This is a genomic window from Bacillus sp. UNC437CL72CviS29 (genome assembly GCF_000482345.1).
In the GTDB taxonomy this organism is placed as follows: domain Bacteria; phylum Bacillota; class Bacilli; order Bacillales; family Bacillaceae_G; genus Bacillus_A; species Bacillus_A arachidis.
This window is the reverse complement of the sequence record NZ_AXVB01000005.1, coordinates 1-17,797: the sequence shown is the minus strand read 5'-3', so window position 1 is coordinate 17,797 and position 17,797 is coordinate 1. Positions and strand designations below refer to the sequence as shown.

Below are 17,797 nucleotides of genomic sequence, written 5' to 3'. Positions count from 1 at the left end.
TTCTCTCTTTTAATTTACTGATTGTAATGAAACAAGTTGATAGTTCAGTGTTGTCTTTTCATTTTCCCACTCTATTTTTTGAACAATTGCACTACCGATTTTTTCTTGATCAGATTTATATAAAGGTAACATTTCATCCAAAGCAAATAAATGATAACCATCTAAAGTTAATTGAAATATATTTTCTTCTATATGTAATCTCATTTCTTTTTCATTTGAAATAATCTTTGTATGCATCTCAAATTTCATATAAGTACAGCCCCTTTTCTTGTTCTCTATACTTTAATAGTATAGCGGCTATTCACGATTGACAAGTGAATACATGATGTAGAATTTATTTTGCTTTTTTAATGTTTTATGTATTTTTCACTATAATACAGTATGTGAAATTATTTTTTTACAAAAATAAAAATGCCCTTTCAGGCATTCTTATTTTTGTAAATAATCTTTCATTATATAGTACAATATAGTGATTAATATAATCGCTATAAAAAATGAAAATAAGGCCACGATATACCCATCTCTATTTAACACAAAACAGAGTGAAATAGAGATTATAAAAACGGGAAATACGAGACGTACTTTATCTTTAATTTCTTCTGTCGTATCTGTGCGATGAAAATACTGTGTAATTCCTAACATGAGAGAAGACAAAATAATAACCGATACTAGTAAAGGCCCTGGCATTCCGATCTCCCCTTTCCCTACTCCCTATTATATACAAACTCCCTCTTTGTTAAAAGTAAGACCATTCGCTGAATACAACAAAAGGAAGTTGCTATCCCCAATTACTTATGTTCATTTAAATTAAACATGGTAAATATAATATTCCCTTCATTATCAAGTTGCAAACAATATCATTTACATTGGAAACAACTGATGTTGTACTATTCATTTTCGTATGTTGAAATCCTGCAAATATAACTCGTCAAAATATGCACCATTCTAAAAGTATCTAGTTCACTGTCTTAATGCCCATTTGTTTAGACAGTTAGACACTTTATCGCTACTACTTCTTCTTAATTAAAGATACCAAAATTGGCACACTACTTGCATTTTAGATAAATTATAAAGGACATTTTAGCTTGTATCGAGAAATAAGAATGAGAAGATATATAAGAGGAGGATTCGAAATGACCGAAAATGTTTTATTTTCTATTAGTGAAAACGGTGTTGCAACGATTACTTTAAACCGTCCAAAAGCACTTAACTCTATATCTTATGACATGTTAAAACCAATTGGACAAAAGCTCAAAGAATGGGAGAAAGATGACCACATTGCCATTATCGTCTTAAAAGGGGCTGGTACAAAAGGGTTTTGTGCTGGCGGCGATATTAAAACATTATATGAAGCACGTTCAAATGAAGTTGCATTACAACATGCCGAACAGTTCTTTGAAGAAGAATATGAAATAGATACTTATATATATCATTACCCAAAACCAATTGTCGCTTGTTTAGATGGAATTGTAATGGGCGGTGGTGTCGGCCTTACGAATGGTGCTACACATAGAATTGTGACAGAACGTACAAAATGGGCAATGCCTGAGATGAATATTGGTTTCTTCCCAGATGTTGGAGCTGCTTACTTCTTAAATAAAGCACCTGGACAAACTGGTCGTTATGTCGCGTTAACAGCATCTGTCTTAAAAGCTGCTGATGTATTATATATAAATGCTGCTGATTATTATATGACATCTGATTCATTACCTGCTCTCCTTACAGAACTTGAAAATGTTAACTGGAACCAGCAAGATGTACATACTACTTTAAAAGAAATCATTCATAAATTTGCAACCACCCCTAATATAGAAAGTGAACTGGCTTCTTTATTAGAAGGAATTAATACACATTTTTCATTCCAAACAATTGAAGAAATCGTCCATTCATTAGAAAATGCTAGCAATACCTTTACTTTAAAAACGAAAGAAACATTACTATCAAAATCTCCATTTTCATTAAAAGTAACATTAAAACAACTTATTGATGGCAAGGGAAAATCGGTAGAAGAATGCTTTGCGACAGACCTCGTGCTCGCTAAAAATTTCATGAGACACGAAGATTTCTTTGAAGGAGTACGCTCCGTCGTAGTAGACAAAGACCAAAACCCACAATATAAATATAAACAATTAAGTGATGTCTCAGATGAAGATGTAAATCGATTCTTTAATCTTCTCAATGCATAAGTAAAAGGCTAGGTGAAAACAGCTCATTTGCTGTTCCATCTAGCCTTTTCCGATATTTATATTTCCCACATTTTACACCTCTTTGAATAAATTTATTAAATACGCTTTAACATAATTAATTTTTATTTAACATACAACTTTAATTGTGTTACACTTATTTTGATTGAATTTTCAAAACATACAAACAGAAAGGTGGAGTGATGGTGGCGAACTATCTTCTTTTTATTATTATGTCAATTTGTCTTATTATTTTACCGGGACCTGACACCGCAATGGCTACGAAAAACACCCTTACTTCAGGAAAAATGGGAGGAGTAAAAACAGTTTTCGGTACATGTATCGCTCTTTTAATTCATACGTTAGCTGCTGTAATTGGACTTTCCGCTATTATTGTTAAATCGGCTTTCTTATTTTCTATTTTTAAATATGTCGGTGCTATTTATCTCGTCTATTTAGGTATTAAAGCACTGTTATCTTTAAAAGACAAAAACAGCATAGATACGAATGAACTACCTATGAAACATGCCGATGAAAACAGTTCCTGTTTTCGCCAAGGGTTTCTAACCAATCTTTTAAATCCAAAAATCGCTGTATTCTTTTTAACTTTTTTACCGCAATTTTTAAGTCCTGACTATAATACACTCGTTCAATTTCTAATCATGGGTCTTACCTATCTTGTTTTAACCGTAATATGGTTTGCCTTTTATATCTTCTTAATTGATAAAATTAGTGTTTTTATGAAAAAACCAGCTACCCAAAGATATATCCAAGGAATTACTGGCATTGTCTTAATTGGATTTGGTATCAAGTTAGCTTTCGAAAAGAATAGTTAACAATTAAAAATACACCACTTTCTAACGAGTGGTGTATTTTTCGTACAAGTAACAATGTACATGTGTATTTTATTCAACTATTAAAACCAGCGTTCTGTCACAACTTTTTTACGTGTATAAAATTGTACACCATCTGTTCCATTTGTTCCAAGATCACCATAGAAGGACGCTTTATTTCCCGCAAATGCGAAGAATGCCATTGGAGCTGGAACATTAACATTTACGCCAATCATTCCTGCATCGATATTATCACGGAATGTTTGTGCATGTTTGCCACTTGATGTATAAATAACCGCACCATTTGCAAATTTTGATTGGTTTGTCAGTTTAATTCCTTCTTCCAAATCTTTTACTCTCACAATACTTAATACTGGAGCAAAGATTTCATCTTGCCAAATTTTCATATCTTGATTTACGCCATCAAAGATTGTCGCTCCAACAAAATATCCTTCGCCGGCTTCTTCATTAATTTTACGACCATCTACTAGTAAAGTAGCTCCATCTGCTACACCGCTATTAATATAGCCTAGTACACGCTCTTTATGAGATTCGCGAATTAATGGCCCTACATAATTCTCTTCGTGGAAACCATCACCAACTTTTAGTTTACGTGTTTCTGACACAAGAACATCAATGAATTCATCAGCAATTTCATCCACAACTGCTACAACCGAGCATGCCATGCAGCGTTCTCCACTGCTCGCGAACGCTGAACCAATCACACCCTGTACCGTTTTTTCAAGGTTGCAATCTGGCATAACAATCGCATGATTTTTCGCTCCTGCAAGTGCTTGTACTCGTTTTCCATATTTTGTTCCTGTTTCGTATACATAACGTGCAACTGGCTCTGATCCAACAAATGAAACAGCTTGAATATCTTTATTCTCTAAAATGCTATTTACAACATCTTTCCCACCCTGTACTAAGTTTAAAACCCCTTTTGGAAAGCCTGCTTCGTAGAATAATTCTACAAGTCTCTCAGCTAAAAGTGGCGTTCTTTCCGATGTTTTTAATACAAATGTATTACCACAAGCAATTGCTAATGGGAACATCCATAATGGAATCATCATCGGGAAGTTAAACGGTGTAATACCTGCAACAACTCCAATTGGATAGCGCCAAATTGAACCATCAATTCCCCCTGCAATATTCGGAAGTGCTTGACCCATCATTAAATTTGGTGTTGATGTTGCAAGTTCTACAGCTTCAATACCACGCTGCACCTCACCAGTTGCATCTTTTAATGTTTTACCATTTTCTAATGTAATAATTTTTGCAAGCTCTTCTTTGTTTTCTTGTAAAAGCTGTAAATATTTATATAGCTGTCTTGAACGATTTGGAACCGGCACTTTTGACCATGTTTCGTAAGCAACTTTTGCAGCTTCAACAGCTCGATCTACATCTTCTTTTGGTGAAAGCGGAACATACGCAATTATTTTTCCAGTTGCAGGATTCGGAACAGCTTCAACCTCTGTACCAGTAGATTCTACCCATTCACCATTAATATGATTTTTCACTCTTTTAATTTCTGTTGTAATCATTGTATTCGCTCCTTTTTATTTTTTATATTTGCTAGGATCCATTACTATTTATCACTAGAGATTAATTGCTCACTTACCTTCTGATATAAAGCAGCCATGTCTTTTTCACCATATCCCGCTTTATCAGCTTCATCATACAAATTCAGAAGCATTTCGCTTACAGGTAAGTGAAGTTCACTTTCTTTCGCTAAATCAACCGCAAATCCTAAATCTTTCTTTAGTAAATTCACAGTGAATCCTGGCTCATAGTTCTCTGGTGCAATAAAGCTTTTATAATTACGTTCATAAATTCTACTTTGTCCATAGCTAACATTTAAGATATCAAACATTTTATCTAAATCCATATTGTTTTTCTTCGCTAATGTCAAAGCTTCACTAACACCCGCTGTGTAAAAACCGATTAGTAAGTTATTAATCAATTTTACAGTTGTGCCACTGTCAATTTGTTCACTCACATGAAAAATATTTGCTCCTAATACTTCCATCACCGATAACCCTTTTTCATATACTTCTTTTGATCCACCGACCATAAAAGTTAATGTGCGATTTTCCGCTCCAATCACTCCACCACTAACCGGCGCTGCTAAGAAATCTACTTTTTTATCATTCGCAGCATCTGCCAATCTTTTATTTAGTTGCGGTGCTACTGTACTTGTATCAACTAGCACAATATTCGAATGACTATTTACGATTAATCCTTCTTCGCCGAAATAAACAGCTTCAACAGCTCGCGGTGATGGTAAACTTGTAAAAATCAAATCACATGTTTCTGCCAATTTTGCAATTGATAAGCCAATGATTCCTCCTTCTTTCTCAAAAGAAGCTTCAGCATCTTTATTTAAATCAACGCCATATACCGTATAATTTGATTTAACTAAATTTTTAGACATCGGAAGACCCATATTACCTAAACCAATAAAACCAATCTTTTTCATACTACTCTCCTCCTATTTAAACAATATATTTCCCACGATTTATAATCGCTTTTGCGATTTCTCTCTTTTTCGTAAATACGTTCGTATATAGAGGCACTGACAGTTGACCAATTTCATCTAGAATAGCGTTTCTATTCTGCTCTTCTTGCACTGCTGCAGAAAGAAGAACTATTGCTGCTGATTCTACTTTGCGATACCCTTCTTCACAAAGAACATCTGTTACAAGCTGTTTTGTACGTTCTTTTTCTTCACCATTTTTACTTACCGCTTTCTTCGTACGTAAAAATGCTGATTCCATTACATATACATCTTTCAACATGTCTGCTAATACGCGTGAATATTCTTGCTCTTGTTCAATTTTTATTTCAGGAGTTTTAGATAGCGTTTTCAAAGATTGTTTCAATAATTGTTTTGATAATAAAATATAACGATGATTTCGTTCTACATTCTCAAACGTACCTTCATCTACTTGATCTCCTAGTTGCTTTGTTTGTTTCATTAGCATTTTTGCAACTGTTAAACGATTAATTTCATTCGTTCCTTCAAATATACGGCTAATTCTAGCATCACGATATAATCGTTCTACTTCATATTCTTGCATATAACCGTAACCACCGTGAATTTGTACTGCTTCATCCACAATATTCCCAAGCGTTTCTGAAGCATTTACTTTGTTGATTGCGCATTCCATTGCAAATTGAGACATTTTCTGCATAATGCTTTCATCATTCTCATAAATCGCTTCATCAATTACACCTGCTGTTCGGTAAGCCGCGCTCTCTGCACCGTATGTAGCAATAATCATATTCGCAATTTTCTCTTGGATCATCGTAAAATCAACTAATTCTGTCTGAAACTGTTTTCTTTCTTTTCCGTATTGAACAGATAGGCCAATTGCTTGCTTCGCTGTTCCAATATTTCCGAAAGCAAGTTTCAATCTAGCGAAATTGAGAATATTAAGAGCTACGTGGTGTCCCTTTCCAACTTCTCCCAATACATTTTCTACTGGAATTACAACATCCTCTAAAATGAGTGTCGCAGTTGAAGATCCTTTAATCCCCATCTTCTTTTCTTCTAGGCCAATCGAAACACCTTCACATGTTCTTTCGACAATAAATGCTGTCATACCTTTATTTGTCTTCGCAAAAACAACATATACATCAGCCATATGAGCATTAGTAATCCACTGCTTTTCACCGTTTAATTTCCATGCCGTTCCCTCTTCATTTAAGACAGCACTTGTTTTTGCACTTAACGCATCAGATCCAGCGTTTGGCTCTGTTAGCGCATACGCTCCAACCCATTCTCCCGATGCGATTTTTGGTAAGTATTTTTCCTTTTGCTCTTTTGTTCCATAGTATATATATGGCAACGTTCCTACTCCAGCATGAATATTAAAGGAAACGCTAAAAGCCCCTGCATATCCCATCTTCTCTGCTACCAGCCCAGAAACTGCCTTTCCTAATTCGAATCCTCCATATTCTTCTGGAACTTCTATACTTAACAATCCAAGTTCGCCAGCCTTTTCAAACAATCTGCGAGAAACTTGATAATTGTGTTGCTCGATATTTTCAATTTCAGGAACAATTTCCTGTTTAACAAATTGTTCTGTTGTTTTTGCAATCAAATCTTCATCACCTGAAAAATCCTCAGGTGTAAAAAAGGAAGTATTAAGCTCCTTATTCAGCGAAAAAAATTCGTCCCATTGCAACTTTGTTTTCTCCATCTGTATCCCCCTATCATTTCGGTCTTCATTTTATTTATATGCAAAATCTATGCCAAACTAAAAACTTGATAGAACATGGGCAAAATGAAAAGAAAACGTAAAACTGTCTAGACAGTTTTACATCATTTATAACAAGTTGTTTAGATTTTGAATCGTGACAATTTGTTATATAAGGTCGCCCTAGAAATTCCTAATAATGCTGCTGCTTTTGACTTATTTCCTTTTGCTTCTTTTAAAACGCGTTCAATTAGCCCTCGTTCTTCCTCTTCACGTACCACTTTCATCGCTTCTTGTTTTGCTGGTAAAGACTGAATCATAGGTACTAATTTTTTCTGCTCCATATCCCGATAATAGAATTCTTCTGGCAAATCTTTAGCTCGTATATGCGTATCATCCGATAGTGCAAATAATCTTTCTAACACATTGATCAGTTCCCTAACATTACCTGGCCAATTGTAATGGAACATTAGGCGCAATACTTCTTTATCAATTGTTTTTTCTTCAGTTCCATACATGTGACATAATTTTTGTAAATGTTCTTCAACAATAAGCGGGATATCTTGTTTTCGAAAGCGGAGCGGCGGAATATGGATCGGAATAACATGAAGACGATGGTATAAGTCCTCTCTAAATGTACCCTCTCTCACCATTTGTTTTAAATCTTTATTTGTCGCTGCAATTAGCCTAAAATCAACAGGAATTGGATGTGTGCCACCTATTTTTTCTATTTCTCTTTCCTGTAAAACACGTAATATTTTTACCTGCGTTAATAAAGACATGTCACCAATCTCATCTAAGAATAACGTTCCATGATTCGCAAGTTCAAACTTCCCTGCCTTTCCATTCTTTTTCGCACCTGTAAATGCACCTTCCGCATAGCCAAACAATTCAGACTCTAGTAAATTATCAGGAATAGCAGCACAGTTTACACTGATAAATGGACCGTTTTGGGTTATACCTGCATCATGTATAGCACGCGCAAATTGCTCTTTACCAACACCACTTTCACCAGTAATTAATACGGAGGCCTTCGACTGCGCTGCTTTTCGAGCCATTTTTTTCGTTTCAGAAATCGTCTGACTTTCTCCAAGAATATCTTCGAATCGAATTTGCTTCTTCTTCGGTTTAGAAAATGACGGTTTGACAGCACGATCTTTTTGATCAAATCTCTCTAGTATTTTATAAATATCTGAAATTCCTTCATGAATAAGCATGCCTACAGCACCGATTACTCGTCCGTTCTTCCAAATTGGCATCCGGTGTACAACTAGGTTTTGCCCTTGCAAACGATGTACTTGATTTCTTTCTGGTACTCCTGTTTTTAATACAACTGGAAGGCGTGTATTCTCAATAATATTTTCAGCACACTGTCCAATTGCTTCGTCTTTCGTTACGCCAACGAACCGGCTATACGTATCATTAAACATTTGAATAACGCCGTTTTCGTCTACAATCGCTATACCTTCATATGCCGTATCAAACGAGAGCCGTAACCATTCAATTACACGCTCTGCATCTTCTAATTTCTCTTTTATAAATTTCTGAAAAGCAAAAATCTCTCTTTGATCTATAACCCCTTCTAACATTCCATTTTTTTCATTTATCACATAAAATGGCAGGTGCTGAACCCCTTCCATTTGTTTTTTTCTCGTTCCCTTATGGAAGGAATCATCTATAATCATATGAACTGAAGTACTCACATCATTTTCTTCCTTCATCCACTGAACACAGTCTACTAATTTCGCTATACCAACCATTCTTTTCCCCTCTAGTACAGGCAGTTCATCAGTTTTTGATGCGACAAGTAGATCGATTGCCTCTGCAATCGTATTACTCATTTTCACAAATTGACAATCTTTATTCAGCCATCTTCCTACAGAGTAATCTTCTATAAAGTTCATATGTTTCCACCTCTTTTGCAAGCAATTAGGAAATAGGAAAAGGCGATGAGTCTCCACATCAAGCAGTTGTTTTTGCCAAAGATGTAATCATCATCGCCTTTTTTGTTTTATTGATCCTCAGATAAAACTGTTTTAGCAATACCGTTATCTAATTCCTCAAAATCATGATACGAAATTGTCTCATACAATTCACTTCTCGTTTGCATGTTAGATAGTCCTTCTTTTTGTGAGCCTGTTTCTTTAATAAGCGTAAATACACGCTCATATGCTTTTGCAGCAACACGAAGTGATGTAACTGGATAAATGACCATTTGGAAGCCCATATTTGCAAATTCTTCTGCACTATAATATGGCGTTTTTCCAAATTCAGTCATGTTTGCAAGTAAAGGAACATTTACTTTGCTGTTAAATAAGCGGAATTCCTCTTCAGATTGAAGCGCCTCTGGGAAAATAGCATCTGCGCCTGCTTCTACATAAGCAATCGCTCTTTCGATTGCTGCATCCAATCCTTCTACGCCGCGAGCATCTGTACGTGCCACAATAACAAGTGTTGGCGCTACTTCTTTAATCGCTTTAATCTTTTGCACTAATTCTTCAGTGGAAACAAGTTTTTTCCCGTTTAAATGTCCACATTTCTTTGGTAATTGTTGATCTTCAATTTGAACAGCAGCTACATTTGCTTCTACCATTTCTACAGCAGTTCGCGCTACATTTAACACGCCACCAAATCCTGTATCAATATCAACAAGAAGCGGCAAATCAGTTGCTCTAACAAGATCTCTTGCTCTTTCAGCTACTTCAGTAGACGTTACAATACCTAAATCCGGTAAACCCTTACTTGCTGTATAAGCAGCTCCTGATAAATAAAGAGCTGAAAATCCAGTATTTTTCGCAACAAGAGCGGCCATCGCATCATGCGCACCAGGGATTTGTAAAATTTCAGGTGCTTCTACTAAAGCTCGGAATCGATTAGCAAGCTCTTCTTGTGTCGACTGTTTATTTACAACCCAAGCCATTCATATTCCCCCTATTTTATATTAAGAAAAGATCTACGAATTCATTTACATTCATATTTTCTAATTTTTCTTCATTCAGACACGCTTCATGAATTTTTTCTTGTTGTTTACTTGAATAATGTACAGCCATATTTGCAGAGAACTTTTGAACAACTTTTGGAATTGCTTCATCTCTACGGAAACGATGACCTAATGGATATTCACACTCTACGTTTTCTGTTACTGTGCCATCTTTAAAATGAACTTGAACAGCGTTGGCGATTGAGCGCTTGTTCGGATCAAGGTAATCTAAACTGTATTGTTTATTTTCAACAACAACCATCTTATTTCTTAATTCATCTACACGAGGATCAAAAGCTGCTTCATCTTCATAGTCATCCGCAACGATATCACCTTTTAATAAACCAATTGCAGTAATGTATTGTAAGCAATGATCGCGGTCAGCTGGATTATTTAACGGACCTTCTTTATCGATAATACGAACTGCTGATTCATGTGTCGTAATTGTAATACGATCAATTTCTTCTAATCGTTCTTTCACTTCTGGATGTAATTTTACTGCGCACTCTGCAGCCGTTTGAGCATGGAATTCTGCTGGGTATGATACTTTAAACAATACATTTTCCATTACATAAGAATCTAAAGGTCTTGCTAATTTTAGTTCTTGTTTATTAAATAATACATCTTGGAATCCCCATCCTGGCGCAGATAATGCTGTTGGGTAACCCATCTCACCTTTTAATGCAGTAAGTGCAAGATGAACACCACGGCTTGTTGCATCTCCAGCTGCCCAAGATTTACGAGAACCTGTATTTGGAGCATGACGGTATGTACGAAGACTAGAGTTATCAATCCAAGCATGAGACAATGCGTTGAAGATTTCTTCACGTGTACCACCAAGCATTTTTGTAACAACTGCTGTTGTTGCTACTTTTACGTACAATACATGGTCAAGACCAACGCGGTTTAAACTATTCTCTAGCGCGAGTACACCTTGAATTTCATGTGCTTTAATCATCATTTCAAGTACATCTCTTACTTTTAATGGTTCTTTTCCTTCAGAAATACGTACGCGGCTTATATAATCTGCAACAGCTAAAATGCCACCTAGGTTATCTGATGGATGTCCCCATTCTGCTGCAAGCCATGTATCGTTGTAGTCTAGCCAACGAATCATACATCCAATATTAAAAGCGCCTTTTACTGGATCGAGTACAAATGAAGTTCCTGGTACACGTGTACCATTTGGCACAACTGTTCCTGGTACAACTGGCCCTAGTAATTTCGTACACTCTGGATATTGTAATGCTAAAATTCCACATCCAAGCGTATCAAGTAACACATAGCGTGCAGTACTGAATGCTTCTGAACTCGTCACCTCTTTGTTTAATACATAATCCGTAATCTCTTCTAAAATTGCATCTTTTTGTTTAATTTCATTTGTTTTAATCACGCTATTCTTTCCTTTCTGTCGAAAATTCGTTATTATTAAGAATGGGTGTCGATCAAACACCCACCTGGCGGGCGGCCTTAACAACTCCCCAGTTGTTTTTATTTGCTAAGCACATGTCGCTCGCCGATATAATTTACACGTGGGCGGAACAAGCGATTATTTGTATGCTGCTCAATCACATGCGCACATAGGCCAACTGTTCTAGAACTGAAAAAGATTGGTGTATATAGTTGAATTGGAATACCTAACATCCAATAAACTGGAGCTGCATAATAATCTAGATTCGGATAAATCCCTTTTTCTTTCTCCATAATCTTTTCTCCAGCTTCACACATTTCATATAATGTATAATCGCCTTTTACATCACATAACTGTTTTAAAGCTTCTTTCATCATTAAAGCTCTTGGATCTATCTTCTTCATGTAAACGCGATGTCCAAATCCCATGATTTTTTCTTTGTTATGCAGCTTTTTTTGCAGTAACTCTTCAAATTTCTCAACATTTCCTGCTTCTAACAGCATATACATAACAGCTTCATTCGCTCCGCCATGTAAGCTTCCTTTTAAAGAGGCAACTGCACCTGTTAAAGCACCGTATAGATCCGATTGTGTAGATGCGATAACGCGTGCTGTAAATGTAGAGTTCGGCATTTCATGTTCACTATATAAAACAAGGGAGCGGTCGAAGATTTTCTCTTCAAGCTCAGTTGGTTTTTTACCAGTTAACATGTAGAAGAAATTCGCACTATAGGATAACTCCTGAAGTGGCTCAATTGGCTCTTCATTATTTAAAATATGATAACTGTTCGCAACAATATTTGGCACTTTGCTCAGCAGTTTATAACCACGGGCTTTGTTTACTTCTAGCGAACGATTTTCAATATCATTATCGTAACCAGCAAGTGCAGATACGCCTGTACGTAACCCATCCATCGGATGCGTTTCTTTTGGCAATGCTTTTAAAACATTAAATACACCTTCTGGCACTTCATATTCTTCCTTCAATTTCTTTTCAATCGTCTTCTTTTCATCCTCATTTGGTAGATGTTCTTCTAGTAGAAGGTGCACAATGTCTAAATACCCTTTTGTCTTTGATAATTCAATTAAGTCATATCCTTGAATAACAATTTCACCTTTGACTGTGTCAAGAAACGAAATTTTCGTCTCCGCTGCGACTATACCATCTAATCCCGGGGAAAATTTTTCTTCAGCTTTCATTATCATTTCCTCCAATCCTAATAGATCTTCGTGCACATAACTGTAAGCCTTTACAATATCGTGAAACTACATTTCTATTTCAATGTATCAGAGTTTTTAGAACATTTCAATTTATTTTATAATGATAAGTTTCCTATACTTTTCCTACTGTAACAAAACTGTTTTTTAAGAATAATGTTGAAGTTTTTCACTAAAAGATTTCATAAATTTCTTTTTTCTTTTGAACCGAAATATATTAATTTTAAATAAACTCTTATATAAATCTAGTAAAATAAACCATTTATTTTCATATGTCTATTGTCTTTTTTAAACACAGAAAAAAGCGAGTTGTATCAATCACCAACTCGCCTACACATATTTTATATACTGATATTAATACAATATAATTTTGATATAAAAATTTTTTATTTTTAATAAAGTTATTATTTTACATCATTAAATTCAATTTCATCCATTTCCAAATGATATACAACTAAATCGAAATCTTGAAAATACCAAATAGCATTCCTATCGATGAAAAATTCACTACCTGTGATAGATTAATTTAGTCTTACGACTTTGTGCCTAATTCTAAAACATAGGCCTTACTTATTACACTTAATCGTTCCTAAATACGCACCTTTACAACAACTAAAAGAATATACTGTGGTATCACGCACTTTAGGGGTGATTCTTTTATGTATCTATTTCCTTCAAGAATTACTGTTGCAGCTCCTGTGTCTCCTTCTGTTCATCTAGCTCCCGTTCATGCAGCAGCTTCTGATATCGGAATTGAACTTCCTGCAGCTTGGCAGCAATATCCACCTGCTGAAACACCTTCTTTTTGGTATCATGGAGCTCCTCCTAGTAGCCTTGGTCATACTTATCCAGTCACTTCTTCATATGCTGGACCGCAAATTTTTTATCATTTTCCATCTATTTACTTCCAAAACTTTCACGGCACTTTTAATATTTAAAAAGCATGTAAAAACCCCTAAGTTACCAATGAATACGGTATCTTAGGGGTTTTTATTACACTTTTATTCAAAATGAATTTTAACGAGCATTCGATTTATTGACCATCATTTTGATTTGCACTTGTCTCGCCTTGACTATTTCCAGTGCTCGGTGGATTTGTACTCACTTGTCCGTCACCATTTCCGTTTCCATTACTTGGTGGTGTCGTCCCACCTTGGTTATTTCCGTTTCCATTACTTGGTGGTGTCGTTCCACCTTGGTTATTTCCGCTTCCATTACTTGGTGGTGTCGTTCCACCTTGGTTATTTCCGCTTCCATTACTTGGTGGTGTCGCTCCACCTTGGTTATTTCCGCTTCCATTACTTGGTGGTGTCGTTCCACCTTGGTTATTTCCATCCCCACTACTTGGCGGAATGGTGTTACCTTGGCCATTCTGATCATTGTTCTCATTTTCTTCATTTTGTTTTTGCTCTTGTTTCTTTTTCTCTTCCTCTATTTGTTGTTTCTGCTGCTCATCATTTTTCTTCTGTCCGCCTGAATTTGAATTTGAGTTTGACGTGCTCGGATTTGGAGAAGAATCTCGTTTTGCACCTTTCACACGTAATTCATCACCTTCTTGAACAACACTACTTGGCATCTTAAAATGTGACGTGTTTGTTCCGAACTTGCTCATCATCTCTTTAAAAATCTGCTGTGCAATTTTCGTATTTTTACTACTTATATAATCTTCAGGACCATTTTTCATATATCCAGTCCACACTGCCATTGTATATTGCGGCGTATAACCAGCAAACCAACTATCGCGTGTCGCACTATCTGGTAGACCATATTTTGCTATATCACCGGATGAAAAGTTAGTTGTTCCTGTTTTACCTGCAACATCTAAAGAACTTACATTTGCTGCTGTACCTGTGCCAGAACGAACAACAGAACGTAGCATATCCGTTACCATATACGCTGTATAATCTTCCATGACACGTTTTGATTTTGATTCAAAACTTTTTGATTTCCCATCAGGATAAACTACTTTTTTAACAAAATGCGGTTTCGTATATTTACCATCATTACCAAATGCCGCATATGCTCCTGCGATTTCAGTTGGTGACGCCTCGTTGGTTCCAATTGCATCTGCCTCAACTGCCGATTTTTCAAATGGAATACCCAAATTTTCTGCAAAACTTTGCGATTTACTTAAACCAACTTCTTTTGCTGTTTTAATTGCAGGTATATTACGTGATTGTTTAAGCGCCTCACGCATTGTCATCATACCCTTATATGTTCTATCAGCATTTCGAACCTCTTGTCCTGTTGAATATTTATATGGTGAATCATCAAGCTGGTGGTAAGTTGGCCATTTTAAATATTCAATTGCTGGACCATAGTCAAAGATTGGCTTCATTGTTGAACCCACTGAACGATCTAGTTCAATTGCCATATTACGCCCTTTAAATGTCGCTTTATTTTCACCACGTCCACTACCTATAGCACGAACTTCACCTGTCTTCGTGTCCATAAACGTAAACGCACCTTGGAATTGATCATTCGGATAGCTAATAACCTTTTCATTTAAAAGCTTCTCTGCATATTTCTGAGCTTCTTGATCTAATGTTGTGTAAATAGATAATCCATCAGATCCAATATTTGCATCTGGTAATTCATTCTCTACTTCTTTCACAACAGCGTCTATAAATGCTGGATACGGCATTTCTGTAATTTCTTTAGGTGGAAGGAGTCCTTCAGTTACAGGAACCTTTGATGCTTCTTCCATTTCTTTCTTTGAAATGTAGCCATGACGATTCATTAAATGTAATACAACATTTCGACGCTCTGTTGCTCTCGCTACATTTTGCGGTTTTGTTGGGTCATATATACTTGGACCTTTTGGCAATCCTGCAAGCATCGCAACCTCTGGTAAAGTTAAGTCTTTTAACTCTTTTCCATAATAGTTTTCAGCTGCTGTTGCAATACCATAAGAACGATTTCCTAAGTTAATCTTATTTAAATACATTTCTAATATTTCATGTTTCGAATATTGTTGCTCTAACTTATGAGCTAAATATATCTCTTGCACCTTTCGTTTAGGCGTTTTATCCATAGATAAGAAATAGTTTTTAATAACCTGTTGTGTAATTGTACTACCACCTTGCGAGCCATAGTTCCCAGTTAGGCTGACTAAAATCGCACGCGAAGTACCCTTGAAATCAACTCCATTATGATCATAAAAACGTGCATCTTCTGTAGCTAAAAATGCATCTTCTACTAATTTAGGTACTTGCTCATACGTAATATTTGTTCGTTTTTCTTTTCCATATTCATATATCAGGTTTTTATCTTTATCATAGATTTTTGCTGATTGCGCATTAACAAGCTTTGATTTTTCAAGTTTAGGGGCATCCTTAATCATAACGAAAAAAGTTGTTACTCCCCCAATGAGCGCTACGATTCCAAGTATTAAGCATCCGATTAAAAATTTACGAAAAAACGATGTTTTACCTTTCGTTTTTTCTTTATGAGCACTTGGTTGCTTCTTTTGTACTTGTCTTCGCTCCTCTCGAGAACGATAATTTTCTGACATGTTACTTTCTCCTGCCTTTCAATTCTTCCGTTGATTTACGCGAAAATAAAACCAACATATTGATTTCACCTCAACAAATAAGCTTAATTTTTAAAAAGTTGTCACTCCAAAACAGGCTCCAAAAACAATATTCATTATTCCCTTAATTTTCGCCCTCTCAACTAATTAGCCGAGTTGAAATAACCACTTTCTCTCTGTCTCTCTAATAATACTTGCATATAACACATAGAATAGAAGAGATTAACTTTCAAATTACTTATTTGCATAAGTTAATTAGAAAATCCTAAACAACAAAATATATGACCTTGTATAAATAATATACTTTTTTTTCATTTGGTCAAACCTCTCTATTGAAATAACTATTACTAGCAGATTAATAGTGAAATAAAAATATCACAACAATATGAATTTCATGTGAACTCACAACAAACTAAGATATTACAAAAAATGGTATTCAGTCGATATTACCATCCTTCATAGAAATACCCACAATATGTTTGTCCATTATTTCTCTCCTCCTTTTGTCATATCGTATATAAATATATAGACCGATACTTCTAGAATGAATTGTATATAAGAGAAATCAATCAAAACAAGCGTTTGTTTTACTGGTTCTATCTAACAATTTATCAATTAGTAAATCAAAACAACTTACTACTATACTTATAGTAGTAAGTATATATACTAAATATTAGTAATATTCAATACAAATATTATCAATTAACTATATAACACAACTATGTTACATTAATATCACGGTTACTATTATCGTTAAATCCTTGCTCCCTTCAAGGATTTAACATACTCTCCTAATCTAATATGTATCATAGAAAAAAGAATCTGTAACAGATTCTTTTTTCTATGATACACCGTTAAGTACACGACCACTTAAACGACCATAACAGGAAAGCAGAAAAACACACTATAATACCTCCATGATTCTTTTCAATTTCTACAACAGTTCCCCCCACTTAACAGTCTAACAAACTGTTTGAAGTGGGGGATTCCTACGGTTAGAATCCTTAAGGCCTCTTTTCTCAAATTTTGTCCTGCGTTGACATCTCTATCATGATGCATACCACAAGAAAGACACTTCCATTCACGCAACTCTAGCTCTTTCACGTCTTTGTTTTTGTTGCCACAATGCGAACAAAGTTGAGAACTGGCGAATGTTTTGGATACCACGACAACTTGTTTTCCATACCACTCTGCCTTATACACAAGCATCGCTCTGAATTGTGACCAAGATACTTCTTGAATCGCTTTCGCGAGCTTGTGATTCTGTAACATATTGGATACTTGCAAATCTTCTATCCCAATCACATCGTGGTTTTTGATGATCATCGTAGATAGTTTTTGTAAGTAATCAGTTCTTGCATTTGTGATTCGTTCATGTATACAAGCCACTTTGATTCGCTGTTTATGCCAGTTCGCTCCACCTTTTGTACGACGAGACA

At 35.5% G+C, this 17,797-nt stretch carries 14 protein-coding genes; 3 read left to right on the top strand and 11 right to left on the bottom strand.

Features of this window, described 5'->3' with window-relative positions; genetic code table 11:
• Positions 1-9: 9 nt before the first annotated feature.
• Both M014_RS0105260 and M014_RS0105255 read right to left on the bottom strand, forming a co-directional pair.
• A complete protein-coding gene (locus tag M014_RS0105260) occupies positions 10-249 on the bottom strand; it encodes a DUF2584 family protein (protein ID WP_026590783.1) in 240 nt (79 codons plus the stop codon).
• 180 nt (positions 250-429) lie between these two features.
• Positions 430-687 carry a hypothetical protein gene (locus M014_RS0105255; RefSeq protein WP_026590782.1) on the bottom strand — a complete coding sequence of 86 codons (258 nt, stop codon included), beginning with the start codon at positions 685-687 and terminating at the stop codon, positions 430-432.
• Positions 688-1,133: 446 nt separating this feature from the next.
• Between M014_RS0105255 and M014_RS0105250 the strand changes: the two genes are divergently transcribed.
• Together M014_RS0105250 and M014_RS0105245 are read left to right on the top strand one after the other, a co-directional pair.
• Positions 1,134-2,186 carry an enoyl-CoA hydratase/isomerase family protein gene (locus tag M014_RS0105250; protein WP_026590781.1) on the top strand — a complete coding sequence of 351 codons (1,053 nt, stop codon included), beginning with the start codon at positions 1,134-1,136 and terminating at the stop codon, positions 2,184-2,186.
• A 200-nt stretch (positions 2,187-2,386) separates the two neighbouring features.
• Entirely contained in the window at positions 2,387-3,019 is a 633-nt protein-coding gene (locus tag M014_RS0105245; protein ID WP_026590780.1) for a LysE family translocator, read from the top strand.
• Between the two features lie 80 nt (positions 3,020-3,099).
• Here M014_RS0105245 and M014_RS0105240 read toward each other — a convergent pair whose 3' ends face one another.
• The 7 genes from M014_RS0105240 to mmgD form a co-directional block, all read right to left on the bottom strand.
• Positions 3,100-4,560, bottom strand: coding sequence for a CoA-acylating methylmalonate-semialdehyde dehydrogenase (locus M014_RS0105240; protein ID WP_026590779.1), 1,461 nt, complete (start codon positions 4,558-4,560; stop codon positions 3,100-3,102).
• Positions 4,561-4,604: 44 nt separating this feature from the next.
• Positions 4,605-5,495 (bottom strand): NAD(P)-dependent oxidoreductase, encoded by an 891-nt coding sequence (locus M014_RS0105235; protein ID WP_026590778.1) that lies wholly within the window; start codon positions 5,493-5,495, stop codon positions 4,605-4,607.
• 16 nt (positions 5,496-5,511) lie between these two features.
• Positions 5,512-7,221: an acyl-CoA dehydrogenase family protein gene (locus M014_RS0105230; RefSeq protein WP_026590777.1), complete on the bottom strand. Its 1,710-nt coding sequence runs from the start codon at positions 7,219-7,221 to the stop codon at positions 5,512-5,514.
• Between the two features lie 140 nt (positions 7,222-7,361).
• Complete coding sequence (locus M014_RS0105225; RefSeq protein WP_026590776.1) at positions 7,362-9,122, bottom strand: sigma-54-dependent Fis family transcriptional regulator; 1,761 nt, start codon at positions 9,120-9,122, stop codon at positions 7,362-7,364.
• Positions 9,123-9,229: 107 nt separating this feature from the next.
• Complete coding sequence (prpB, locus tag M014_RS0105220; protein WP_026590775.1) at positions 9,230-10,138, bottom strand: methylisocitrate lyase; 909 nt, start codon at positions 10,136-10,138, stop codon at positions 9,230-9,232.
• Between the two features lie 16 nt (positions 10,139-10,154).
• The gene (gene prpD, locus M014_RS0105215; protein ID WP_026590774.1) at positions 10,155-11,591 is read right to left on the bottom strand and encodes a 2-methylcitrate dehydratase; all 1,437 of its coding nucleotides are present in this window, start codon (positions 11,589-11,591) and stop codon (positions 10,155-10,157) included.
• Between the two features lie 98 nt (positions 11,592-11,689).
• Positions 11,690-12,808, bottom strand: coding sequence for a citrate synthase (gene mmgD, locus M014_RS0105210; RefSeq protein ID WP_035414621.1), 1,119 nt, complete (start codon positions 12,806-12,808; stop codon positions 11,690-11,692).
• 677 nt (positions 12,809-13,485) lie between these two features.
• Between mmgD and M014_RS0105205 the strand changes: the two genes are divergently transcribed.
• Positions 13,486-13,764, top strand: a complete 279-nt coding sequence (locus M014_RS0105205) for a hypothetical protein (protein ID WP_026590772.1) — start codon at positions 13,486-13,488, stop codon at positions 13,762-13,764.
• A gap of 95 nt (positions 13,765-13,859) precedes the next feature.
• On the opposite strand, the gene M014_RS0105200 is transcribed toward M014_RS0105205, so the two are convergent.
• Both M014_RS0105200 and M014_RS26440 read right to left on the bottom strand, forming a co-directional pair.
• Complete coding sequence (locus M014_RS0105200) at positions 13,860-16,340, bottom strand: transglycosylase domain-containing protein (protein WP_026590771.1); 2,481 nt, start codon at positions 16,338-16,340, stop codon at positions 13,860-13,862.
• Positions 16,341-17,285: 945 nt separating this feature from the next.
• A partial coding sequence (locus M014_RS26440; RefSeq protein WP_155924319.1) for an RNA-guided endonuclease TnpB family protein occupies positions 17,286-17,797 on the bottom strand: 512 nt, incomplete at its 5' end.

Bases quoted from the DNA above. Each gene is read 5' to 3' on its own strand.
- M014_RS0105200 (WP_026590771.1), bottom strand. From the start codon at position 16,340: ATGTCAGAAAATTATCGTTCTCGAGAGGAGCGAAGACAAGTACAAAAG.
- M014_RS0105240 (WP_026590779.1), bottom strand. From the start codon at position 4,560: ATGATTACAACAGAAATTAAAAGAGTGAAAAATCATATTAATGGTGAA.
- prpB (WP_026590775.1), bottom strand. From the start codon at position 10,138: ATGGCTTGGGTTGTAAATAAACAGTCGACACAAGAAGAGCTTGCTAAT.
- M014_RS0105205 (WP_026590772.1), top strand. From the start codon at position 13,486: ATGTATCTATTTCCTTCAAGAATTACTGTTGCAGCTCCTGTGTCTCCT.
- M014_RS0105225 (WP_026590776.1), bottom strand. From the start codon at position 9,122: ATGAACTTTATAGAAGATTACTCTGTAGGAAGATGGCTGAATAAAGAT.
- M014_RS0105230 (WP_026590777.1), bottom strand. From the start codon at position 7,221: ATGGAGAAAACAAAGTTGCAATGGGACGAATTTTTTTCGCTGAATAAG.
- mmgD (WP_035414621.1), bottom strand. From the start codon at position 12,808: ATGAAAGCTGAAGAAAAATTTTCCCCGGGATTAGATGGTATAGTCGCA.
- M014_RS0105250 (WP_026590781.1), top strand. From the start codon at position 1,134: ATGACCGAAAATGTTTTATTTTCTATTAGTGAAAACGGTGTTGCAACG.
- M014_RS0105235 (WP_026590778.1), bottom strand. From the start codon at position 5,495: ATGAAAAAGATTGGTTTTATTGGTTTAGGTAATATGGGTCTTCCGATG.
- M014_RS0105245 (WP_026590780.1), top strand. From the start codon at position 2,387: ATGGTGGCGAACTATCTTCTTTTTATTATTATGTCAATTTGTCTTATT.
- M014_RS0105255 (WP_026590782.1), bottom strand. From the start codon at position 687: ATGCCAGGGCCTTTACTAGTATCGGTTATTATTTTGTCTTCTCTCATG.
- M014_RS0105260 (WP_026590783.1), bottom strand. From the start codon at position 249: ATGAAATTTGAGATGCATACAAAGATTATTTCAAATGAAAAAGAAATG.